Here is a 23419-nt window from a genome sequence, read left to right as displayed (position 1 = left end):
CAGGATAGCCATGAAGCAATTCATCGCCGGCGCGCTCGCGCTCGCCGCCAGCCTCGTCGCGCCCGCCGTCCAGGCGCAGACCCCCGCCAAGCCTGTCATCGTGCTCGTCCACGGCGCCTTCGCCGATTCGTGGAGCTGGAACGGGGTGATCCCGATCCTGCGCCGCGACGGCTATTTCGTCATCGCGCTGGAAAATCCGCTGCGCGGCCTGCGCAGCGACGCGGCGGAGATCGACAGCGTTGTCTCGCGGCTTAAGGCGCCGGTCGTGCTGGTCGGCCATTCCTATGGCGGCTCGGTCATCAGCGCGGCCGCCGCCCGGAGCCGTAACGTCAAAGCCTTGGTCTATGTCAGCGCCTTCGCGCCGGAGGCGGGCGAGACCGCGCTCGGCCTCACCGGCAAGTTCCCCGGCAGCACGCTGGCGGGCGCGCTCGCCCCGGCGGTGCCGCTACCGGGTGGTGGCAGGAACCTCTACATCGTGCAGGGCAAGTTCCCGGCGCAGTTCGCCGCTGACGTTGCGCCGGCGCAGGCATCGCTCATGGCGGTCGGCCAGCGTCCGATCGCGGCGGCCGCACTCAGCGAGGCGTCGCCGCAGCCCGCGTGGAAGCGGATCGCCTCCTATTTCATCTATGGCGACCGCGACCGGAACATTCCGCCCGCCGCGTTGGGCTTCATGGCGACGCGTGCGCATGCCCGCCAGACGGTCGTCGTGCGTGGCGCGTCGCATGTGGTGATGGTCTCGCACCCGGTCGAGGTCGCGCGGCTGATCGAACGGGCGGCGGCGACCCGCTGAGGTGCCGCGCCGGCAGCCCCCCACCCGCCGGCGCGCACGCTCACGGCCGGCCAAGCCCCCCGGGCCGGCCGTGGGCTTTTCGTTCAGCGCGAATATTCCGTGAAGACCAAGTCCGCCGCGCGATCCAGCTTCGCATGGCAGGCGACGCACGAGCGGGTGAGAGCCTCGTCCTGGTTGGCCTTGCCGCCGTCGAACTGGCCATAGCCCCAGCCGCCGCTCGCCGCGTAGCGCTTTGAGTCCTTGACGCTGACCTGCACGTTGGTGGGCGCGCCCGCGACGAAGGATTGCGGTGCGGGAAACACGGCGTCGTTGCGCGGCGACGATCGATAGCGCCACGCCAGCCGCACGATCACCGAACCGTCGGGGAAGGGGCGCTTGCCCGCCCGAAAGGCGCGCACCGCAATGGCGTTGCCGAGGATCGCGCGGATATCGTCGTTCTTGCCGTTTTCCTGCGCGACGCTGATCAGCGTCCAGTCGCGATAGCCCACCGGGAGCCGCACGCCATAGACCGGCGACACCGATGGGGCATCGCCCGCCGCCGCCACCTTGGGCACCGCCACGGCGAAGAACACCGCCGTGGCGACGCCGAGTCCGGCCAGCCCCGCCCTCATGCCAGCGTCGCCACGTCGAGGATCGCGCGCGCGAAAGCGGCAGGCGCTTCCTGCGGCAGATTGTGCCCGATGCCGCCGGTGGTGAGGCGGTGCGCATAAGGGCCGGTGAACTTCGCGCGATAGGCGGCGGGCTCGGGATGCGGCGCGCCATTGGCGTCGCCCTCCATCGTGATCGTCGGGATGGCGACGGTCGGGCCGGTCGCCAGCCGCGCTTCCAGCGCGTCGTACCGCGCCTCGCCCTCGGCGAGGCCCAGCCGCCAGCGATAGTTATGAATCACGATCGCGACATGGTCGGGATTGACGAAGGACGCCGCCGAGCGCGCATAGGTCGCGTCGTCGAACGCCCATTTTGGCGACGCAAGCTCCCAGATCATCCGGTTGAACGCGGCGGTGTTCGCCGCATAGCCGGCCGCGCCACGCTCGGTCGCGAAGTAGAACTGATACCACCATTGGAACTCCTGGCGTGGCGGCAGCGGCTTCGCGCCGGCGGCGCGGCTGCCGATCAGATAGCCGCTTACCGAGACGAGCGCCTTGCAACGCTCCGGCCAGAGCACCGCCATGATGTCGGCGGTGCGCGCCCCCCAGTCGAACCCGGCGACTATTGCCTGTCGGATGCCGAGCGCGTCCATCAGCGCCCGCGCGTCGGAGGCGAGCGCGGCGGGCTGGCCGTTGCGCATCGTCTGGGCGTCGCGCAGCACGGTGCTGCCATAGCCGCGCAGGTGCGGGATCACGACGCGATAGCCGCGCGCGATCAGCAGCGGCGCGACTTCGGCGAAGCTGTGGATGTCGTAGGGCCAGCCATGGAACAGCATGACGACCGGGCCTTTCGCCGGCCCCATGTCGACATAGCCGATGGAAAGATCGCCCGCGTCGATCTGCCGTACCGGGCCGAGCGCAGGTGGCGTGCGGCCGATCGGGCGCGCCGGTGCGGCCGGCGTCTGCGCGGTCGCGGCGCTGCCGAACAGCGCCGCCGCGACGGCGGTGACGCCAGTGACGAAGTCGCGACGGCCGGTGTCGGCGATGGGGTTCGAGTCGGTGTGCATGGCGGTTCCTCCGGTCGAAAATCTCGCCGCATTGCTAGCGCATCACACGTGCGCGCGCCTGTTAGACGCTGTGATGCGCTGTCAGCCGCGCACCGGCCGAGCGACGGCTAACGCCACCTAACTGGCGCGCGGACACGGCGTGGCGATGATGGCGCGTCGGGGGACCCGCATCGTGCCGGTCCGCCTTCAGGATGAGAACCGACATGCTCCAATGCAGTCCGGCGATGGTGCGGCACGCCCGCGATGCCGAAGACGCCTGGAACACGCGCGACCTCGACGCGATCGTGTTCGGTCATACGATCGACTGCCATTGGCGCGACCGCGTCGATTTCCTGTGGGGGCGCGAGCAGATTCGTGCGTTCGTGCAGCGACGGTTGCGGCGAGAGATCGACTCGCGTCTGCTGCTGGAGGGTTGGGCGGAGGCAGAGGGGCGTCTCTCGCTGCGCTTCGCGCGCGAATTTCGTGACGACAGCGGCCGTTGGTTCCGCCTCTACGGCAACGAGGCGCTGGAGCTGGATGCGGCCGGTCTGGTCAAGCGCCGCCTGACCACGGCGAATGCGCAGCCGATCGAGATGCACGAGCGTGCCTTACTCTGGCCAATCGGGCCGCGCGCCGTCGATCATCCGACGTTGTTCGAACTGGGGATTTAACATGCTGTCTCTTGAATGAACGTTCCAATACCTTATCTGGAGAGGCATGGCGCGACCCAAGGAATTCAAAGAGGAGAATGCTGTCGACGCAGCGATTGAGGTGTTCCGCGAGCATGGCTACGAAGGAACGTCCGCGCAGATGCTCGTCGATGCGATGGGGATCGGTCGACAGAGCCTCTACAACACGTTTGGCGACAAATGGGGTATCTACCGTGCCGCCGTCCGCCGTTACGGGCTTTGCGAGATCGACGCGCACCGCGCCGCGCTCGCCAGTCGCTCCAGGGCGGTTGACGGCATCCGCGCGATGCTGGAGCGCGTCGTCGACGAGGCCGAGCAGGGTTGTCTCGGCGTCGGCTCGATCGTCGAGTTCGGGCAGACCAACCCCGAGCTCATCGAACTGCGCGCCGCCTCGGGCGGCGCGCTACGCGCATTGCTCGTCCGCAGCGTCGAGCAGGGACAGCGCCAGTGCGACATCGCCGCCGAGCTCGATCCGGCCGAGATCGCGACCTTTCTGATCGCGGCGATCGCCGGCATCCGCATCGCCGCGCGCGGCGGGGCGGCGGCGGCTCACCTCGCGCGGCTGGTCGACCTCGCGTTGCGCGCACTGCGCTAATTTTTTTTTTGCCCAGTTCTGGAATAAACGTTCAAGTTGGAGTCATGATCATGAAGGCCATCGCAATTTCCGCATTCGGCGGTCCCGACGTCCTGGAGCTTACCGATCGCCCGGATCCCGCGCCCGGCGCCGGAGAGGTTCTGGTGGACGTCGCGGCGAGCGGCGTGAACTTCATGGACATCGGCGTGCGGCGCGGCATGCTGAAGGTTCCGCTGCCGCACGTTCTCGGCGTCGAAGGGGCGGGACGCGTCGCGGCGGTGGGGGCCGGGGTTCAGGGCATAGATATCGGCCAGCGCGTGGCGTGGGTCTACGTGCCTGGCAGCTATGCGAGCCGGGTCATCGCTCCGGCCGAGGCGCTGGTGCCGATCGCCGACGACATGGACGACCGCACCGCTGCCGCCCTGATGATGCAGGGGTTAACGGCAAGCCATTTCGCGACCGACTTCTACCCAGTGCGGGAGGGGGACATCGCGCTCGTTCACGCCGCTGCGGGCGGCCTTGGCCAGTTGCTCACGCAGATCATCAAGATGCGCGGCGGCATCGTGATCGGCCGCGTCTCCAGCGAAGCGAAGGTCGCGGTCGCGCAGGCGGCGGGGGCGGACCACGTCATCGTCGATCGCGACTGCCATTTCGCCGACGCAGCCATGCGGCTTTCGGGGGGACGGGGCGTCGATGTCGTCTACGACGGCAGCGGGCCGGCGACGTTTGAAGGCTCGATCGCCGCGCTGCGGACGTCGGGGACGTTCTGCTGGTATGGCCCGGTGCTCGGCGCCGGAAGTGCGATCGAGATCATGGCGCTGCCGAAGAGCATCAAGCTCGGTTATGCGGTCTTCTCCGATCACATCGCTACGCCGGAGCTGCTGCGAGAGCGGGCAGCTCGCCTCTTCGACTGGGTGCGCGCCGGCACGCTGAGGCTCGCGCCGCCGCAAGTCTTCGCGCTCGCCGACGCAGCCGACGCACATGCGGCGATGGAAAACCGGAGCACGTCCGGGAAGCTTTTGCTCGCCGCCTGAAAGGGAGATCCCATGCAAGACGATTGCAACAAAACGGCGCTTGTCTTCGGCGGATCGCGCGGGGTCGGCGCTGCAACGGTACGCTGTCTGGCGCGTGAGGGCTACCGGGTCGCCTTCACCTATGTCTCGCGAGACGACGCGGCGAACGCGCTGGTGGAGAGCGTGCGCGCGACGGGCGGCGAGGCGATGGCGATCCGCGCGGACAGCGCGGAGCGCGACCAGATCGCCGCCACGGCCAATGCCGCCGCGGGGCGGTACCGCGCAATCGACGTCGTGGTCGTAAATGCCGGCCTGTACCGTTCGGCGACCATCGACACGGTATCAGTCGACGATCTCGATCGAATGCTAGCCGTCAATGTGCGCGGAGTCTATCTGTCGATACAGGCGACCCTGCCGCATCTTCGGGCCGGCGCACGGGTGATCACGATCGGCAGCAATGTCGCGATCCGCACTGGGTTCGCCGGATCTAGCGTCTACCACATGACCAAAGCCGCTGTTACCGCGATGGTCAAAGGGATCGCACTCGATCTCGCGCCGCGTGGGATTACCGTGAACAACATCCAGCCCGGGCCCGTGGACACCGACATAAATGTGGGCCGCCTCGAGATGCTCGCCAACCTGAGCCGCTGAAGCGCGTGGCACATGCTGACGAGATAGCCGGCCTGGTGGCGTATCTCGTTCGGGACGAAGCCGGTTACATCACCGGTGCTAGCATAACAATCGACGGCGGCTTCACGCTTTGACAGGCGCCGGAGGAGAGCAAGGCAGTGGCGAATCTCCGTAAGCGCTGTCCCGAACAGATATGCTCTGTGACCTCGCCGTTATGGATCGGCGTTTCGACGGCCGTGTCTATCCACGGTCAATGCGGGTTCCGGCCGTAAAAAGTGCGAGCATGGCCGGTACAAAGCTGGCAGCGCAAGAGGCCGTCGTTACGCATTTCGTATCGCCGCCAAGCTCAGCGGTAGAGGTCAGCTTGTCATAGGAGCTGCCGTTCGGCCTGCCCATCTATAGTGGCAGCAATGTCCCATTTGCGGTGGTGAAGCCCCTGAGCATTCGGGCCCCTAGCGAAGCCATCCCTCGACAAGCGCGGCAAGCCGATCGCTTAGCACCCGTCCCACCTCAGACAAGCCAGGCCGCTGAATTTCGTAGCGCTGGACGTCGAATGGACCATCGAACTGCGGAACGGGTGTCAGCAGTCCCGCAGCGATGTAAGGCGCTGCACGCTCCACGCTCATCAGGCCTGCCCCGGCGCCGGTCAGGACCAGTTCCATGGCTGCGGCGGCGTCGCATTCGATTATGGTGTGGGGACCAAGGAGACGCTTCTCGACGATCCGTCCAAGGCCGTCCCGCACGCGGCGGGAGGGTGCCGGAACAGCCACTGGGAGAGCGATCTTCGCTGCGCAACGATCGAGGAGCGTTGGGCTCGCGAACATGCTGTTGCGCTGGCGCGCGACGCACCGGGCGCCAGCGGGCGGGCGCTCGCCGTCGCCCATGGTCACGTAGAGCAGGTCGAGATTCAGCCGGTCGGCAAGTTCGATCGGTTCGCCATCACCTTCGGCCGCGACAAGCTCTAACTGATGCGGCGCCAGCGCCTCCGCGAGAGCCTGACGATGCGGTGTGAAGATGACGCCAACGATGATCTGGTCCCCTCCAACACGAAAAGTCTCGGTCGGCGTGCGCACAACTTCTGTGATGCGCCGCCGTTCCTCCAAGGCTGCCTGCGCATGGGCGAGGATCGCGAGGCCAATGGTCGAAGGCATGTTGGGGCGCCCCGGACTGCGCCGGAACAGCGGCTCGCCAACCTTGCGCTCGAGCGCGATGATCGTCCGGCTTACGGCGGCCTGCGACACGCCGAGCCGATTTGCGGCGGCCGAAACGCTGCCCGTCGCGCAGACGAGTGCGAAGACTTCCATTTGACGGAACGTACCCGGCATAAACCTATAACCTTTCGTTCATGCCTACGTATAACCAGTCGTGCCGTAGCCCACCAGTTTTTCGGATGTCATCGTCGTTGGACATCGGAAATGAACGGGATCAGGACCATGACGCGGGCAAGTAACGGATGTCGGACGGTCACACGACTGGCACTGACTGTAAGCCTGATGGCGAGCGCGAGCGGCGCGGCGGCGCAGAGTATCCCCGCTGTGGTCAGCCCGGCACCCACTTGGCAGGCCTTTCCGTCGCCGCCGCAGGCGCCCAAAGGTGCGCCCAATGTCCTGCTGATCATGACCGACGATGTCGGTTTCGGCGCGAGCAGCACCTTCGGCGGGCCGGTACCCACGCCGACATTCGATAGCCTTGCCAAGCAAGGACTGCGCTATAACGCGTTTCACACCACGGCGATGTGCTCGCCAACTCGGGCTGCCCTGCTGACCGGCCGCAACCACCATCAAGTCGGTTTCGGCGTCGTCGCCGAACTCGCGACTGACGCACCGGGTTACGACGCCTCGATAGAAAAGCGCGACGCCACGATCGCTCGGGTTCTGCAGATGAACGGCTATAGTACGGCCATGTTTGGCAAGAACCACAACACGCCATTGTGGGAGCGTACCCCGATGGGGCCGTTCGACCGTTGGCCGACCGGTCTTGGCTTTGATTACTTCTACGGCTTCAACGGTGGATGGTCGTCCCAGTACGCGCCCGAGCTGGTCGAAAACACTACGCCGATGGACCCGCCGCGAGGCGATGCAAGGTACATGCTCGAGAAGGATCTGGCCGATCACGCCATTCATTGGCTGCAGAGCCAGCACAATCTCAAGCCCGGTAATCCCTTCTTCCTGTACTACGCACCGGCGACTTCACACGCACCCCACCATGCGCCTGCAGACTGGATCGCCAAGTTCGACGGGCAGTTTACTCAAGGGTGGGACAAGTTGCGCGAGGAAACCTTCGCTCGTCAAAAGCGCATGGGCGTGATCCCCGCCAATGCGCAGCTGACCCCACGCCCACCGCAGATGCCGGCGTGGGATAGCCTGAGCCCCGACGAGAAGCGCGTGGCAACACGCCATATGCAGGTCTATGCGGCCGCGCTCGCCTATGCCGATGCCCAGATCGGTAGGGTGATCGAGCACTTGCGCGCTTCCGGGCAGCTGGAAAACACCCTGATCATGTTCATTCAGGGCGACAACGGCGCTTCCGGCGAAGATCGCGACGGCGCCATCGACATCTACACCACGCTCGCCGACCGCGACGGTAGTTATGCCGAAACCTTGCCGCGCCTTGGCGAGCTCGGCACCGCCACCACGATGCCCAACTATCCGATCGGTTGGGCATGGTCGATGGACACGCCGTTTCAGTGGAGTAAGCTCGTCGCTTCGCACTTCGGCGGCACGCGCAACGGCCTGGTCGTATCTTGGCCTGGCCATTTGACCCGCCCTGAGGCAGTTCGCACCCAGTTCGCCCATGTGATCGACGTGGCACCAACAATTTACGAGGCAGCCGGCATCACCCCGCCCGCAACCGTCGATGGGGTGGCGCAGGAACCGCTGTCTGGCACGTCGATGCTCTACAGCTTCGCTTATCCCACCGCGCCTTCGCGCCACCACTCGCAGTATTTCGAGCTGATGGGGAACCGTGCCTTCTACAAGGATGGCTGGATCGCTTCCACCACGCCCGCCAACATGCCGTGGGAACGCGGCGGCAAGCGTGTGCCGGCTGAGGATTTCAAGTGGGAACTCTATGATCTCGCGCACGATTACTCGCAGGCCCACAATGTCGCTGCAAAGTTCCCGGCCAAGCTTGAGGAACTGAAGCGCGGTTTCACCGCAGCTGCCACGGCGAACCAGGTCCTGCCGCTGGATGTTCGCACCGGCGCCCGCCTGCGGCCCGGCCTTGCGCCCAGCCTCACGATCGGCCGCAACCACTTCGAATACCTTGCCGGGCCGCAGCGCAACGAGATGGGCATGGTGCCCGACATGACAGGCAACTGGCGTTTGACGGCAACGATCGAGACCAGCCGCGCCGGTGAGTCCGGCATGATTGCAGTTCGCGGTAATCTTCACAATGGCTGGGGACTTTTCCAGCAGAACGGGGTACCCCAATTTGTCTACCGTGTAAGTGACAATCCAGGCGATGTCGTGCGGATCGCGGCCAATGCTCCGCTCTCTCCCGGCAAGCACGACCTTAGCATGGCAGCAGTCCATGATACGCCGTCTCCGTTTTCGGGCGGAACGCTGAGTCTGCTTGTCGATGGCAAGCCTGTCGCTTCGGGCCGCGTCGAACGTTTCGGGTTCTCCTATGGGCTGCTGTTCGTCGGACGCATCGGCTATGAACCGCTGTTCGAGGGGCAATCGCTGCCCGCTACATTCGAAGGCAAGATCAATCGGTTCACGATCGATCTCGGCGGCGATGGACCGCTGCACAAGTGATGGGTACTGCCGGCGCTGAACCGATGCGAACGTCTGCGTTGGAGCGTTGCGCGCGAACCGGTCTGGCAGGATTTTGACAGGTTGTGAGTGAACACGGCGGCATGATCTGGATCGAAGGTGGCGAGTTCACCATGGGCTCGCTGAACTTCTATCCCGAGGAAGCCCCGCTCGCCCGCGTCCGGGTCGACGGTTTCTGGATCGACGATGCTCCGGTCACCAACCGCGCGTTCGCAGATTTCGTTGCCGCGACGGGCCACGTCACGATCGCTGAAATAGCACCCGATCCAAGGGACTATCCCGGCATGCTGCCGGGCATGGACCGAGCGGGTTCGCTGGTATTTCACAAAAGCGCGGTGCCGGTCGGCACGGATGACCCGTCACGCTGGTGGTCTTTCGAGTTTGGCGCGGATTGGCGCCACCCATATGGGCCAGGGTCCTCGTGCGAAGGGCTTGACGACCATCCGGTGGTCCACGTCGCGTGGTCCGATGCCGTAGCCTATGCCAAATGGGCCGGGAAGGAACTCCCGACCGAAGCCGAATGGGAGTTCGCCGCGCGCGGGGGACTCGACGGCAAGGAGTACGCCTGGGGTGACGAACTCGCTCCGGGCGGGGCGATGATGGCCAATTACTGGCAAGGCCTGTTCCCCTTTGCCAATACCTTGCAGGACGGTTGGGAGCGCACCTCGCCGGTGCGCGCCTTTCTTCCGAATGGGTACGGGGTCTACGACATGATCGGGAACGTCTGGGAATGGACCAGCGACTGGTGGCAGGAGCATCGGAAGAAGACGAGCGACTGTTGCGCGGTGGCCAATCCGCGCGGGGGAACGCTGAAGACCAGCTTCGACCCCGACCAACCGCAGGTCCGCATCGGGCGCAAGGTGATGAAAGGCGGTTCGCACCTCTGCGCCGAAAACTACTGCCGGCGCTACCGCCCGGCTGCGCGTCATGCCGAAATGATCGACACCTCGACCAGTCACATCGGATTTCGGTGCATCAGGCGGCAGTCAGAACTTGGTTCGGGGCTGGCGAGACGGCACTGACACTTAATGGATTCTGCCATTGGATGCACGGTGGTTCTAACCGCTTTCATTACGGCTTTCGGCAGAACCTGACACACCGACCATCCCATGGCCAAGGCCGGACCTGGTTGGCAGCCACCGTTGGTCTCGCCTCGTCTAAATAGCCGCTACCCGGTTTCGCGGCCCGTAAGCTGCCTTTCGGATCGTCCCACATCGGGGTCGTTGTGAGGCCAGCGATCTGACGTACGCTTTTGGCGAAACCTGCCGTTCGACTGCTGACCCGCGAACGACAGGTAAGTCCCACTTTAGGCCTTCCAGGCTAGGATCAACGAGAGGCTGAAGTTGAGGTTGCCGGCGCAAGCATTGTAAGGCGACATATCGGTCTGAGTGTCGCTCGCAATCGTCTTCAGACCTTGGCGAACCGCTTGGTCAGGACGGGCAGGACTGCGGCGAATCTGTCAATTTGGTCAGCACTGGTAAACAGCGCCGGCGTCACGCGTACGCACGCACCGGCCTGTACGCCAGTACGGTGGACGGTAAAAATGCCGTGTTCGTCCAACAGAGTCTTCGCTATCGCGATATTGTCAGCGGGTGTGACGCAACCCTTTATGCGGAACGAGGTGATGCCGCCGTGCATCCGCGTGTCCTCCGGGGTGAGGATCTGCAAGCCGTCGAGCGTGCGCAGCGGTTCGGCCCAGCGGTCGCGCAGATAGCTAAGCCGCGCGGCGCGGGCGGGCGTGCCGATCGCCTGCTGGAAGTCGAATGCCTGCGCCACCGTCAGCAACGCGGCGAAGTCGCTGGTGCCGGTGTGGATGCGCGCGGCCACGCTGTCGGGGTCGCTCCCCTCATTGGCGGCATCGGGATCGATATCGCGCACGCGGCTCTTGCGCAGGTACATCACACCGACGCCGAGCGGCGCGCCCCACCATTTGTGCAGGTTGAACCCGGCGAAATCCACACCGAGATCGGCGAAGTCGAAATCGAGCTGCCCCCAACTGTGCGCGGCGTCGACGATCGCGTCGATCTCGTGCGTGCGCGCCATCGCGACAATCTCCTTCACCGGGATCACCAGCCCGGTGCGGTGACTGAGGTGGGTGAGCAGCACCAGCCGGATCCTGGGGTTGGCGGCGAACGCCCGCGCATAGGCGTCGATCACGCCCTGATAGGTCGCCGGTTCGGGAAGCGCGATCCGCACCACCTGCACGCCCCGCCGCGCCTTGAGCCCGCCGAAACAGCCCAGCATGCTGTCGTAGTCAAGATCGGCGGTCAGCACCGCGTCGCCCGGACGCAGCCGATTATAGCCGTCGATCAGCCCCTGCAACGCCTCGGTCGCGTTGCGAGTGAAAACGATTTCGTCTGCTCCGACGCCGAGCGCGGCGGCGACGCGATGCTGGACGCCGTGGAGTTCGTCCACGAAGCCGCGACGCGTGAAGAAGCTGTTCTCGCGATTGACCCGCTCGACCGCGCGTTCGTAGGCGGAGAGCACGGGTCGCGCCATGATGCCCCAATTGCCGTTTTCGAGCTGGATGACATCGCGGGTGACATCATATTGCGCGGCGATTCTGGCCCAATAAGCCTCGTCGTCCGGTGCGGCGGCACCGGCTTTGGGACCGGCCTGCGGCATCGCCGCGCCCAGCCGATCGGCGAGGGGCAGCGCCGCCGCCGTCAACATGGTTCTCCGGCTGATCGCCATGCCATTCGCCCCTTAGAACTTCATGCCGATGCGCACATAATATTGGCCGCCGTCGGTATCATATGGGGCGTTTCGCGAATAGATCAGCCCGCGCACGGCCTGGTTGGTGGCCTCGGCGGGGTAGCGGTTGAACACGTTCTCCGCGCCTGCGCGGATCGTGAAATGCTCGGCAAACGTGTAGCTGGCCGACACGTCGAACAAGGCGATGCCGCCGAAGCGCTGATAGATGTCGCCGGTCGCATTGCCCGACACGTCGGTCCAGCCGCCGTAATAGCGGCCGCGGAACAACAGTCCCACCGGGCCGACGTCATAGCCGATCGAGCCGGTCGCGTTATGCTGCGGCAGGCGTTGTTCAAACACGATACGCTGCGTCTCGTTGGGGATTGCCGCCGAGGTGCCGCTCGTCACCTTGGTCCTGTTGTAATTGTAGGCGAGCGTGACATTGGCCTTCCCCGGCCCGACCGCTTGCGCATAGTTCAGCACCGCTTCGATGCCACGCGTGCGCGTGTCGAAATCGTTGGTGAAATAGCTGACCGAGGTGAAGCGCAGCGGGTTGGCTATGCTCGCCGGCACCGCGAACGAGGCCGACTGGCTGAAACGACCGTCGACGTTGATCTGATAGGCGTCGACGCTGCCGGTCAGCCCGAACGCGGTCTTGAAGGTGAGGCCGGCGGTGACCGTGTCGGACGTCTCGGGCTTGAGCGGTTTGGCGCCGAGCGCGACCGCAATCGGATCGGTGGTGGCGAGACGGCCGCTGTTGAACACCTGAAGCGTCGTGGTGTCGAGCCCCTGCGAGGTGTTCGAGGTGTTGAGCTGACCCGGCGTCGGCGCGCGGAAGCCGGTCGAATAGCCACCGCGCAGTGCGATGCCGTCGGTCGGCTCGACGCGCGCGCTCAGCTTGTATGTGAACTTGCCGCCGAAGGCGGAGAAGTTCTCATAGCGTCCGGCCGCGCCGACGCTCAGCATCTTGACCGGCTGCCATTCGAGATCGCCGTAACCCGCATAGCTTTCCTGGCTGAACCGCCCCGCCTGAAGCGGGCTGAAGCCGGGAAAGCCGTTCGAATTGGGCGCAAGTCCCGCCGCCGCGCCCGCGCCGATCGCATAGGAGGCGGGGTCGCCCGGCCGCACGCTATATTGCTCGAGCCGGCGCTCGCCGCCGAATGCGATGTTGATCGGCTCCGTCCCGCCCACCGGCAAGCGATAGACGAAGTCGGCGTTGAGGTTGAACTCGCGCTGGCGCAGGCGGCCGAGGTAGAAGGCGGTCGGTGAATTGGGTCCGAGCGAGGCGTTGAGGCTCTCGCCCAGCGTATAGTCGATCACGCTTTGCCCGTAAGAAGCGCTGAGATCATAGGTGAACGCCTCGGCCAGCGCGCCGCGCGCGCCGCCGGTCGCCTGAATGTCGCTGGTGGTGGTGCCGAAGCGCGGCGTGAAGCCGGTCGGGTAGAGCGTCCGGAAGTTGAAGCCGGGAAAGGCCGGGCTCGCGCCGTAGACGGAGGCGGTGCCGGCGGGGTTGCGCCAGTTGAAGTCGGTCACGCCCTCGCCCTCGCCGAACGTGCCGAAACTGTAGAGCTTGAACGCATCGGACACGTCGAAATGCGTGTTGTAGCCGCCACGGATGCTTTCGAGGTCAGGCTGGCCCCAGCGCTGCACAGGATTGGGCAGGGCGAGCGTCGGGTTGGCGGCCTGAAAGGCGATCGCGTCGGGGCGCTGGCGCGTTCGCGAGGTCGCCTCGGAATGGTCGTATTCGCCGGTGAAGACGAAGCTGCCACGCGTCCCCAGCGCGATGCCGCCCTGAATACCGCTCTGATATTCCTTGCCGTCGCCTTTGTAATATTGCGAATATTGACCGAAGGCGTTGAGGCCGGGCTGATCGTCGAGGATGATGTTGACAACGCCCGCAATCGCGTCCGAGCCATATTGCGCCGATGCGCCGTCGCGCAGCACTTCGATGCGCTTGATAGCGAGACCGGGGATCGTCGCGAGATCGGGTGCCTGCGCACCGCGCGTGCCGAGCAGCGCCGAGCGGTGATACCGCTTGCCGTTGACCAGCACGAGCGTCTGGTCGGCGGAGAGCCCGCGCAAGGTGGCCGGGCGCACGAAGGCCTGACCGTCAGCCGCAGGCAGACGCTGCACGTTGAAGGACGGCAGCAATTGCGCGAGCGTATCGTTGAGATCGCCCGAGACGCTCGCATCGATCGCGGTGGCGGGCAGCACGTCAATCGGCGATTGCGAGTTGAACTGCGTCACGCCGCGATCCCGCGTGCCGGTGACGATGACAGTGTCCGCATCCGCAGCCTGATCCGCGGCCGGCGCCTCGACCGGCGCGGCAAGCGGCGCGGCATAGGCGAAAACGGGTGCGCACAGCGCGATGGGCAGCGCGGCAAGCGCGCCCGCCGGGGTAAATTTCGTCAAATGGTGTCCCCTTGAGCAGCTCGGCTAGGCGTTATGTTTTTGCCGGCTGGCGTGGCTCTATTGGCACATTGTTTCAGTATCGCTGCATCGGTGCGTCGGAACGATGGCAGTTGCGCGACGCGGCCGACCCGGCTCAGCGCGGCGTAGTTAGCTGCGGTTGTTTGGTTTAGTTGATGAGCGAGACAGACCAGATTTTGCCGCACGACACGCTGGCAGACCAATCCCGTCGGTACCGAGACGGCTGAGTTCGTTCGGAATGACGGCTCACGGTCAAACCCGCCGTTCAGCGGAGTCGTTTCTGCTGGCAGCAACGGTCCAAACCAAGCCGTTTAGACCCGCGCTCCTACGACATGAACCAACGGCAGAAGTTGGGGAGGCGAAAAAGCCCGCGAGTGTCGACTTTTGGGTTGAGACGGACAGCTCATAACGTCGCTCGTTCTGACAGCTCAAAATATTCTTCACATCAACACCAGAGTAGCGAACGGTACTCTCGATCTTGGCGTGGCCGAGCAGGATTACCCGAGGACAAGTTTCCGGTTGCCTTGTAGATGATAGTCGCATCTGGCGTCGCGGCAAAGCGGATGTACGCCATTACCTCATACCCGCATTCCGCCGGGTCAGGGCTGCGATCAGCGTTGGAAGGAACACCAGCACCAGCGGAACCGCTGCGGCCAACCCGAAGATGATCGCAGTGGCGAGCGGACGTTGCAGGCCAGCGCTCCGCGAAACGCCGAGGGCGAGGGGAGCCAGCGTCAGTGCGGCGATCAACGCCGACATCAGGATCGGTCGCAGCCGTTTCGCGCTCGCGTCACGCAGCACCGCCGCGTCGATCGTACCGGTTTGCGGCAGTTCGGCGAGGAAGAAGATCACCAGTTCGGTGACCATACCAACCACCATCGTCAGCCCCATCAGCGCTGAGATGTCGAGTTCGGTGGCGGTCGCCCACAGCCCGACCAGCACCGCCGCCGCCGCCAGCAGTACGGTGACGATCGCCGCCAACGTCCAGCTCAGCCGTCCGAACAGGATGGTGAGGAGCAGCGCGCTCAGCAGCAACGCGGCGAGGAACACCATTGTCAGGTCGGCGAAGCTCTGCTGCTGTTGCGCGTAGAGGCCGCCATAATCGACCCGCACAGTTGCCGGCAGGTGCAGCCCCGCCACCGCGGCGCCCACGTCGCGCATGCTCGAGCCGAGATCGCGCCCTTCCAGCCGCGCGGTAACGGCGATGAACGGCGCGAGATCCTCCCGGGCGATCTGCGTCTGCCCGGCCACGACCACAACGCGTGCGATCTGCCCGAGGCGGACGAGGTGCCCGTCGGGCGCCGTCAGCGGCAGGCGGCTGAGCAGATCGGCACGCGCTCGCAGGTCTGCCGCCGCCCGCACGCGGGCGGTGACGAGCTGCTCGCCAATGCGGACCTGAGTCGCCTCCGTTCCGGCGATCAGCGCCTCCGCCTGCGTCGCCACCGAGTCGGGATCGAGCCCCTGCTGGAGCGCAGCCGCCGCATCAACCCGGATCGCGAGCGCATCGCCGGCGACCCTCAGGCCATCCACGACCTCGACTACGCCGGGAATTGCGCCAATCACTTTGCCGACGCGCTTGGCCGAAACCGCCAGCAGCGCCGGATCGTCGCCGAACAGCTTGACCTCGATCGGTTGCGGCACGGCGGTGAGGTCTCCGATCAGGTCTTCCATCAATTGTGCGGTCTCGATCTCCAGCCCCGGCACCCTGGCGCCGACCTGACCGCGAATGTCGGCCATCACCGCCTCGGTGGATCGGCGCGCACCGCCTTTGAGCCGGATGAAGATATCGCCCTCGTCCGCTTCGGTGAGGCCACCGCCGAGCTGCGCACCGGTGCGTCTGGAATAGCTCGCCACCTCGGGCGTGGCGGTGATGATCTGCTCGACCTGCCGCAACAGCCGATCGGTATCGCCGAGCGCCGCGCCGGGCTGCGCCTTGTAATCGAGGATGAAGCCGCCATCGTCCATCGCCGGCATGAACCCCGACGGCACTTGCGTCCACGTGGCATAGCCGAGTGCCGCAAGGATCACGCCCGTCACGACCACGAATACGCCCGGCCGCGCGAGTGCACTGCGCGCCGCCCGGTCATCCCAACGCACAATGCGCCGCTGGAACGCACCCGCGCGCTCCGCCGCGGCGATGTCGCGCGGGCGCACCCAGCGTTCAGCCAGCAGCGGCAGCACGCAGCGCGCGAACAGCAGCGACAGGCCAAGCGCCGCCACCATCGTCAGCGCCAGCGCCTTGAAGAAACCGCCTGTCACTCCGCCGACGAAGGCAAGGGGGGTGAACACCACGATCGTCGCGGCGGTCGATCCGATCAGCGGGCGCGACATCTCCGCCGCTGCGCGCCCGACCGCTTGCTCGCCCTCCTGCAAGCGGCGCATGATATGTTCGAGCATCACCACCGCGTGGTGCGAGGCGGGATGGTACAAGGCGACATCGGGATCGTTGCCGACCGTGATCTTTGCTTTCTCAACGCCGCTGACCGGATCGATCAGGCGGACGCTGTCGTCATGATCGCTGCTGACCAGCAACAGGTGCAGATCGGGGATCGGCACGACCGCGTGGCTCTTCGCGGTCGCGCCGACGAAGCGGACCTTCCCTGTCGTCGGATCGGCGATGGTCACGCCGGTCGCCTGCGCGACATAGACGTCGTGGCTGACCGGATCGACGCTTGCATAGTTCCAGCCGCCGTCCGGACCGGCGATGCTGCCAGCGACCGTGTAGGTCGGCGCCGCCAGCGCGCAGGCAGCCACCGGCAGAAGCAGCGCGGCGATCGCGACACCAAGAGAAAAGGGAGTGCGCATCGGTCGGTCCTATTCGGTGAAGTCGGTGTTCGTCTGCGCGCCGAATATTGCAGGTTTGCGCGTGATCCGACCGCTCACCGCCACGTTGAGGTTATTTAATCTGTCACCGCCGAAAACCGGCACGATCGGCCATTAAGTTTTCCCAACCTTGAGATCGTCACATCCGCGCAACCGAACTGTCATGCGCGATCCATAGCGCCCCGTCGCACAGAGGCATGGGGGACGAACGATGATGAACGGAAAGACGACGGCGCGCGTGCGCGGGCTTGGCGCGAGCATGGTTGCTATCATGATGGCGACAACGGCAACGGCCGCAATCGCCGATCCGGCGCCTGCTGCCGATGCCTCGGCTGACGCGGCGAACCAGACCGGCATCGCCGAAGGGTCGGACATCGTCGTCACCGCCACCTGCGCGAACGAGATCGCGCCCGTTACCGCGTCGCTCCAGACCACGCAGCCGCAGTCGATCATCTCGCGCGCGTTCATCGAGGATTCGCTGCCCGCCACCTCCGATTTCAACCAGATCGCGCTCATCAGCCCGAGCGTTTCGGGCTATGGCAACGCCAACGGCAACGGTCTGTCGGAAAGCAAGGCGCAGATCCGCGGCTTCCAGGATGGCGAATACAACATCACCTATGACGGCGTGCCGTTCGGCGACACCAACGATCCGACGCATCATTCCAACACGTTCTTCCCGTCGAACACGATCGAGACGCTGATCGTCGATCGCGGACCCGGCAACGCCAGCCAGTTGGGGCAGGCGACGTTCGGCGGCAACATGAACCTGTTCAGCCGCGCCACCCGCGAGGATGCCAGCGTCGAGCTGAAGGGCACTTACGGCAGCTACAACACCTATCTGCTGCGCGGCGTCGCGCAGAGCGGAGCGATCGAAAAGCTCGGCGGCACCGAGATCGTGTTGAGCGGGCAGCATATCAAATCGGACGGACTGCGCAGCTACAGCCCGTTCACCTCGAACAACGTCTTCGGCAAGATCATGATCCCGGTCGGCCCGAATGCGAAGCTGACCATCCTCGGCACCTACAACGAGAATGATTTCAACCAGCCCGACAAGGATGGCGTCACGCTCGGTCAGAAGGCGCTGTACGGCCGGTACTTCAGCCTCAACAACGATCCCAACACGCAGAATTATTATAAATACAATCGCACCCACAAGACAACCGACTTCGAGATCGTCAAGTTAGAGCGGTTTTCGTCGGGGCTGAATCGTTGGGGATTCACACGGCACCCGTTTTCTGATTCACGATCCGTGCTGGCGAAGGAGGCCGGGATGGATGGGCCGAGCGTTATCGCGTGATCTTCGGGATCGTGTCATCGCTGCTGTCGAAAGCGGGGTGTCTTGCCGGCAGGCGGCAGAGCGGTTCGGCGTCAGCGCGGCAAGCGCGATCCGCTGGCGACAGCTGGTGCTCGCTCATGGCACGCCGGCGGCCAAGCCGCAGGGCGGTGATCGCCGAAGTCCCAAGATTGAGGACCATGCCGCCTTCATTCTGGAGGCGATCGAGCAGCAGCCGGATCCGACGCTGGCAGAGCTTCGTGGGGTGCTGGCCGAGCGTGGCGTGAGCGTCAGCATCGCCACGCTCTGGCGCTTCTTCGCCCGCCACGGGATCACGCGCAAAAAAAGACCGGCCACGCGACGGAGCAAGATCGTCCCGACGTCCTGAAGCGTCGCGAGGAGTGGTTCGAGGGCCAGCTCGATCTCGACCCCGACAAGCTGGTCTTCATCGACGAGACCTGGGCGTCTACCAACATGGCGCGGCGCCATGGTCGCTGCCGGCGGGGCCAGCGCTTGCGCGCCGGCATCCCCTTCGGACATTGGAAGACCACGACCTTCGTCGCCGGCCTGCGCCGCACGGGCATGGTAGCACCCTGGGTGCTCGACGGACCAATGAACGCCGATGCGTTCCTCACCTACGTCACGCGCGTGCTCGTGCCGGAACTCGGCCGCGGTGACGTGGTCGTGATGGACAACCTGTCGAGCCACAAGGCGCCGGCCGTGCGAGCCGCCATCGAAAGCGTTGGCGCAACGCTCCTCTTCCTCCCGCCCTACAGCCCAGACTTCAACCCGATCGAGCAGGCCTTCTCCAAGCTGAAGGCGCACCTGCGAAAAGCGGCCGAGCGGACCGTCCATGGCCTATGGAACGCCATCGGTCGCATCCTCGATCTCTACTCGCCCCAGGAATGTGCCAACTACTTCGCCGCCTGCGGCTACGATGCAGACTGATCGAAAACCGCTCTAGAGGCGAACATCGCACCCAGCTCGACCTTCGAGAACCGCGCCTATACTTACAGCTACGACAACGAGACGCTGAGCGGCAACGACGTCACGATCTATGGCACCGCGCCGATGCTGGGCGCGACCGCCGCCGATATCGCCGCGGCGGTGACGAAGGCGAACGTCGTCACGCTCACGCAGGGCGGCAAGACCAGCTTCGGCGTGCCGGGCTATACCAAGACCAACCGCTACCGCGTGTACGGCGATATCGTCAAAACGCGGATGGACTTCGGCTTCGGCGCGATCACCGCCGGCGGTTGGATCAAATGGTCGGACACTTATCGCCAGCAGCGCGACGTCAACCTGCTGACCGGCGCACCCAATTATGCGGAAAAAGCGCTCACCGCCGCGCAGCTTGCCGCCGCGCCCGCCGACACGGTGCAACCCCTGCCAACGTCAAGTTCGACCAGAACTCGCACACCAACCACACCGAGGAATTCGTCGAACTCGAACTGCGCCCGCTGCCTGGGCTGAAGATCACGCCCGGCTTCAAACATGTCGATTTCAATCGCAAGGTCGATGCGCTCTACAACCAGACCGTCCGCTTCGCGCAGCGCACCAGCGACACCTACAGCGCCAATCTGCCGTTCGCGACCGTCAACTATGCGGTGACGGACGCTCTCGCCGCCTACTTTCAATATGCGCGCGGCTTCCTCGCGCCGTCGCTGAGCGCGCTGTATGTCGCCAACCCGGGCTTCTCGACGATCGCGCCGGAACGCTCGACCAATTATCAGGGCGGCGTCGTCTACCATGGCGGCAATCTCTCGGTCGATGCCGACGTCTACGAGATCGACTTCAACAACAAGTTCGCCTCGTTCAACTCGCCCGATCCGACCGTAGGCACGATCTTCATCAATCAGGGCGCGGTGCAGTACAAGGGCGTGGAAGGGCAGATCACCTATGCGCTGCCGCGCGGCTTCGCGGTGTTCGCCAACGGCTCGCGCAATTACGCCAAGACGGACAATCCCGGCGCGATGAAGCTTCAGGTCGCCGATGCGCCCGAGTTGACTGCGGCTGGCGGGGTGCTCTACAAGCAAGGCTCGATCCGCTTCGCCGTTATCGACAAATACATCGGGCGCCAATGGTTCACCGACCCGACCGCCGTCGCAAACGCGGCGACCTTGGCCACTTACAATTCTTACCGCAGCAAGGGGTATAATCTGGCAATCGTCTCCGTGCGATACGACGTCGGCCCGGTCCGCGTCGGCTTCGAGGTCAACAATCTCTTCAACGACAAGTCTGTCACGAACGTAAGCACCGGCAAAACCGCCGCGTATGATCAATACATCTTCAACACCGGGCGCGCTTATACGGGGGATATCACGCTTACGTTCTGATGCTAGGGTGGCGTGGCTATGCCGGTTGCATCCGCTGCGGCCTGTGATCAGGTCGCAGCGCCGGTGTCGACGCGAAATGTCGATCTCCACCCGTCGACCTTCTACCGCTAACGTCGGCAAATATTGGAGCTGAACAGGGGCCGAAAGTAGGAAGCCGGAAAGCGTCGCTTAGCGTCGCTTTGTGGGTCTCTGCGGACCATGCGGGCGGAAGCTTCGTTCGAGTACGATGCTGACCAGCTTAACCAGCTAGTGCAGCGCTGCCGAATCGATACCGTGTTCCGACGATCAGGCAGACCACCTTGTCGGGCATGGCGGCCTGCGCAGCGGCGATGAACGTTTCTCCCGTGCAATAACCCGGTATGATGTAGTCGGGACCTTACGGCACAGCTCGGCAGTCTTCACGCCGGCCTCGTGCTCACGCAGTACGCCAATGATCTGATCCTCGGTAAACGGCCTCGCCGCATCGTTCGTCTCCATCTCACGAGCTGACTCACCGGTGACATGATCTCCGGGGAGCAGGTCAGAGGACACCGAAGGGCGGAGGGCCCGGCCGTGAAGGATTTGTGGAAAAAGGTTCCGAAAACCTCAGAAACGTATCAAAACCGCGATGTTGTCACAATCGTTGCTCATCCCCACCGTACGGTGTTGGCTGAACGGGCGTACGCGGCCCTAACCCATAGCGGTGAAGCTCATGTTGATCGACCGTCGCGGATTTCTCAACGGCGCCTCCAGCCTCGCTGGTGTGGCGAGCATGCGGGCTGCGGCACGAGAGCGGCCAGGGCCACGGGGCTCGCTCGCCGATGTCGAACACATCGTGGTCCTGATGCAGGAGAACCGCTCGTTCGATCACTATTTTGGCACGTTGCGCGGCGTGCGCGGCTTTGGCGATCCCCGTCCGGTGACGTTGCCGAGCGGCCGACCCGTATGGGAACAGCGCCGCGCCGACCGCGACAGCGGTGAAATCGCGTTACCGTTTCGGCTTGATTACAACGCCACCAACGCGCGCTGCTTCACCGGGCTCGATCATAGCTGGAAGGACAGCCAGAACCGCTGGCGCAACTGGGATGTGTGGGCAGAGCAGAAGGGGCCTCTCACCATGGCGCACCTCACGCGCGCTGACATACCCTATTATTACGCGCTCGCCGACGCGTTCACGCTTTGCGACAGTTACCATTGCTCGCTCCAAGGGCCGACCGGGCCGAACCGGTTGTTCCACTTCACTGGCACGAGCGGCCTGAGCGTCGGTCAGGCGGGCGAATATTGCGTCACCAATGGTGGCACCGACGCCAATCCCGGAGCGGACATGGCCAGGGACGACGCTACCGAAGGCCTGCCGTGGCGCACCTATGCCGGCCGGCTCGAGGAGGCCGGCGTGTCCTGGCAAGTCTATCAGGAACAGGCGAACTATTCCGACAACCCGCTCGGCTATTTCGCCGAGTTTCGCAAGCTGGATCGAAATTCATCCCATTACAGACGTGGGCGCGCGATGGTCGATTGGATCGACGGAACGCCACCCACCGACCCCGAGAAAACCCGCGCCCAGCATCTGATCGCCGCGTTCGCCAGCGATGCCGCCGCCGATCGCCTGCCATCGGTATCTTGGATCGTGCCGATGATGGAGATGAGTGAGCATCCCGACGCGCCCGTGCCGTATGGCGAGGTGTTGGTCAGCAGCATCGTCGCCGCGTTGGCGGCGAACCCGAAAGTGTGGGCGAAAACCGCCCTGATCGTGAACTATGATGAAAATGACGGCTTCTTCGATCACGTGCCCGCGCCCGTGCCCGCGATCGACCGCCGTTACGGTGCAAGCAATGTCGATGTTCGCAGCGAGACCTACCAAGGCGAACCCGTCGGGCTCGGCCCGCGCGTGCCGATGATGGTGATCTCGCCGTGGACACGTGGCGGCTGGGTCAACTCGCAGACGTTCGACCATACCTCCGTGCTGCGCTTCCTCGAACGTCGCTTCGGCGTGGCGGAACCGAACATCTCGCCGTGGCGTCGTGCGGTGTGTGGCGATCTCACCTCGATCTTCGATTTCGACGTCGCGCCGCGCGACCGTGCCGACACGTCCTGGCTGAAGGCGCTGCCGTCGGTGGCGGGTGTGTTCGACGAGACGGTGGCACTCTGCCACACAGCGCCGCCACCGCCGATCGCCAAGGCCACGGCACTGCCCGTGCAGGAACCCGGCACGCGCCCCGCGCGCGCGCTGCCCTACCGTTTCGAGGTCGAGCCGCGCTGGACCGATGCTGGCCTCGCGCTGCGCTTCGTCAACCAAGGCGCGGACGGAGTGGTGTTCGGCGTGCAGGACGAAATGCGATTTCCCGGCTGGCGCTACTTCACCGTGGCGGCGGGGTCGTCGATCGAGGAGACATGGCCGATCGACAGCGCCTTCGCGCTCGTGGTGCGCGGCCCCAATGGCTTCTTCCGCGAATATCGCGGGCGGGAGGGAAGCGCGCGAATCGAGGTGTCGCTGCCGGTCGGCAGCGACACTCTGCATGTCCGGAACCGCTCGGACGTGGCGCAGTGGCTCAACTATCACTGCGCTCACAGCGGCGCGCGCCGCTCGCTCGCGCTACCGCCTCGCGCGGCAGGCACGTTTACGCTGGCGCCTGTTGACGGGCACCGCTGGTATGACGTGGTGATCGCCACGGCAAACGGCTGTCGCGAGCGCCTCGCCGGTCATATCGAGCCGGGCGGCCCTGACATCAGCGAGCCCGCACCGCGCTATCCGCACCCCGTCTGATCGGCACATTCGCTG

Annotated in this window: 18 protein-coding genes; 12 read left to right on the top strand and 6 right to left on the bottom strand. The window is 65.0% G+C overall.

Annotated elements, in window-relative coordinates:
* The first annotated feature begins 10 nt into the window (after positions 1 to 10).
* Positions 11 to 790 carry an alpha/beta fold hydrolase gene (locus AC3ANX_RS11015; protein ID WP_488333327.1) on the top strand — a complete coding sequence of 260 codons (780 nt, stop codon included), beginning with the start codon at positions 11 to 13 and terminating at the stop codon, positions 788 to 790.
* An 83-nt stretch (positions 791 to 873) separates the two neighbouring features.
* On the opposite strand, the gene AC3ANX_RS11010 is transcribed toward AC3ANX_RS11015, so the two are convergent.
* Both AC3ANX_RS11010 and AC3ANX_RS11005 read right to left on the bottom strand, forming a co-directional pair.
* Entirely contained in the window at positions 874 to 1401 is a 528-nt protein-coding gene (locus AC3ANX_RS11010; RefSeq protein ID WP_488333326.1) for a cytochrome P460 family protein, read from the bottom strand.
* Positions 1398 to 2444 carry an alpha/beta fold hydrolase gene (locus AC3ANX_RS11005; protein ID WP_488333325.1) on the bottom strand — a complete coding sequence of 349 codons (1047 nt, stop codon included), beginning with the start codon at positions 2442 to 2444 and terminating at the stop codon, positions 1398 to 1400. Before AC3ANX_RS11005 ends, AC3ANX_RS11010 begins: the two co-directional genes overlap by 4 nt.
* A gap of 224 nt (positions 2445 to 2668) precedes the next feature.
* Between AC3ANX_RS11005 and AC3ANX_RS11000 the strand changes: the two genes are divergently transcribed.
* From AC3ANX_RS11000 to AC3ANX_RS10980, 5 genes are read left to right on the top strand one after another with little or no spacing between them, the layout of a single operon-like run.
* Positions 2669 to 3094 (top strand): DUF1348 family protein, encoded by a 426-nt coding sequence (locus AC3ANX_RS11000; protein WP_488333324.1) that lies wholly within the window; start codon positions 2669 to 2671, stop codon positions 3092 to 3094.
* 46 nt (positions 3095 to 3140) lie between these two features.
* Positions 3141 to 3707, top strand: a complete 567-nt coding sequence (locus tag AC3ANX_RS10995) for a TetR/AcrR family transcriptional regulator (RefSeq protein WP_488333323.1) — start codon at positions 3141 to 3143, stop codon at positions 3705 to 3707.
* Between the two features lie 50 nt (positions 3708 to 3757).
* Complete coding sequence (locus tag AC3ANX_RS10990; RefSeq protein WP_488333322.1) at positions 3758 to 4720, top strand: quinone oxidoreductase family protein; 963 nt, start codon at positions 3758 to 3760, stop codon at positions 4718 to 4720.
* Between the two features lie 12 nt (positions 4721 to 4732).
* Positions 4733 to 5350, top strand: a complete 618-nt coding sequence (locus AC3ANX_RS10985) for an SDR family NAD(P)-dependent oxidoreductase (RefSeq protein WP_488333321.1) — start codon at positions 4733 to 4735, stop codon at positions 5348 to 5350.
* A gap of 5 nt (positions 5351 to 5355) precedes the next feature.
* Complete coding sequence (locus AC3ANX_RS10980) at positions 5356 to 5463, top strand: SDR family oxidoreductase (RefSeq protein WP_488333320.1); 108 nt, start codon at positions 5356 to 5358, stop codon at positions 5461 to 5463.
* 318 nt (positions 5464 to 5781) lie between these two features.
* Here the strand turns inward: AC3ANX_RS10980 and AC3ANX_RS10975 are convergent, their stop codons facing one another.
* Entirely contained in the window at positions 5782 to 6654 is an 873-nt protein-coding gene (locus AC3ANX_RS10975) for a LysR family transcriptional regulator (RefSeq protein ID WP_488333319.1), read from the bottom strand.
* 168 nt (positions 6655 to 6822) lie between these two features.
* Between AC3ANX_RS10975 and AC3ANX_RS10970 the strand changes: the two genes are divergently transcribed.
* Positions 6823 to 9087 carry a sulfatase-like hydrolase/transferase gene (locus AC3ANX_RS10970; protein WP_488333318.1) on the top strand — a complete coding sequence of 755 codons (2265 nt, stop codon included), beginning with the start codon at positions 6823 to 6825 and terminating at the stop codon, positions 9085 to 9087.
* A 101-nt stretch (positions 9088 to 9188) separates the two neighbouring features.
* Positions 9189 to 10127 (top strand): formylglycine-generating enzyme family protein, encoded by a 939-nt coding sequence (locus AC3ANX_RS10965; RefSeq protein WP_488333317.1) that lies wholly within the window; start codon positions 9189 to 9191, stop codon positions 10125 to 10127.
* 385 nt (positions 10128 to 10512) lie between these two features.
* Here AC3ANX_RS10965 and AC3ANX_RS10960 read toward each other — a convergent pair whose 3' ends face one another.
* The 3 genes from AC3ANX_RS10960 to AC3ANX_RS10950 all read right to left on the bottom strand — a co-directional run bounded on the left by AC3ANX_RS10960 (position 10513) and on the right by AC3ANX_RS10950 (position 17034).
* Positions 10513 to 11799, bottom strand: a complete 1287-nt coding sequence (locus tag AC3ANX_RS10960; RefSeq protein ID WP_488333316.1) for an aminotransferase class V-fold PLP-dependent enzyme — start codon at positions 11797 to 11799, stop codon at positions 10513 to 10515.
* Between the two features lie 12 nt (positions 11800 to 11811).
* Positions 11812 to 14211, bottom strand: a complete 2400-nt coding sequence (locus AC3ANX_RS10955; RefSeq protein WP_488333315.1) for a TonB-dependent receptor plug domain-containing protein — start codon at positions 14209 to 14211, stop codon at positions 11812 to 11814.
* Positions 14212 to 14802: 591 nt separating this feature from the next.
* A complete protein-coding gene (locus AC3ANX_RS10950; RefSeq protein WP_488333314.1) occupies positions 14803 to 17034 on the bottom strand; it encodes an efflux RND transporter permease subunit in 2232 nt (743 codons plus the stop codon).
* 229 nt (positions 17035 to 17263) lie between these two features.
* On the opposite strand from AC3ANX_RS10950, the gene AC3ANX_RS10945 reads away from it, so the two are divergent.
* The 4 genes from AC3ANX_RS10945 to AC3ANX_RS10930 all read left to right on the top strand — a co-directional run bounded on the left by AC3ANX_RS10945 (position 17264) and on the right by AC3ANX_RS10930 (position 23404).
* A complete protein-coding gene (locus tag AC3ANX_RS10945; protein ID WP_488333313.1) occupies positions 17264 to 18349 on the top strand; it encodes a TonB-dependent receptor plug domain-containing protein in 1086 nt (361 codons plus the stop codon).
* A protein-coding gene (locus tag AC3ANX_RS10940; RefSeq protein WP_488333312.1) for an IS630 family transposase occupies positions 18327 to 19273 on the top strand; the annotation gives its coding sequence in 2 pieces (ribosomal slippage) (positions 18327 to 18663 and positions 18663 to 19273; 948 coding nt in all). The genes AC3ANX_RS10945 and AC3ANX_RS10940 overlap by 23 nt, the downstream gene beginning before the upstream one ends.
* On the top strand, positions 19186 to 20661 hold the full coding sequence (locus AC3ANX_RS10935) for a TonB-dependent receptor domain-containing protein (RefSeq protein ID WP_488333311.1): 1476 nt from the start codon (positions 19186 to 19188) through the stop codon (positions 20659 to 20661). Before AC3ANX_RS10940 ends, AC3ANX_RS10935 begins: the two co-directional genes overlap by 88 nt.
* 691 nt (positions 20662 to 21352) lie before the next feature.
* Complete coding sequence (locus AC3ANX_RS10930; protein ID WP_488333310.1) at positions 21353 to 23404, top strand: phosphocholine-specific phospholipase C; 2052 nt, start codon at positions 21353 to 21355, stop codon at positions 23402 to 23404.
* The last annotated feature ends 15 nt before the right edge of the window (positions 23405 to 23419 follow it).

Source organism: Sphingomonas sp. BRN-1R (assembly GCF_057748035.1).
This window is presented reverse-complemented; position numbering and strand designations above follow the sequence as displayed.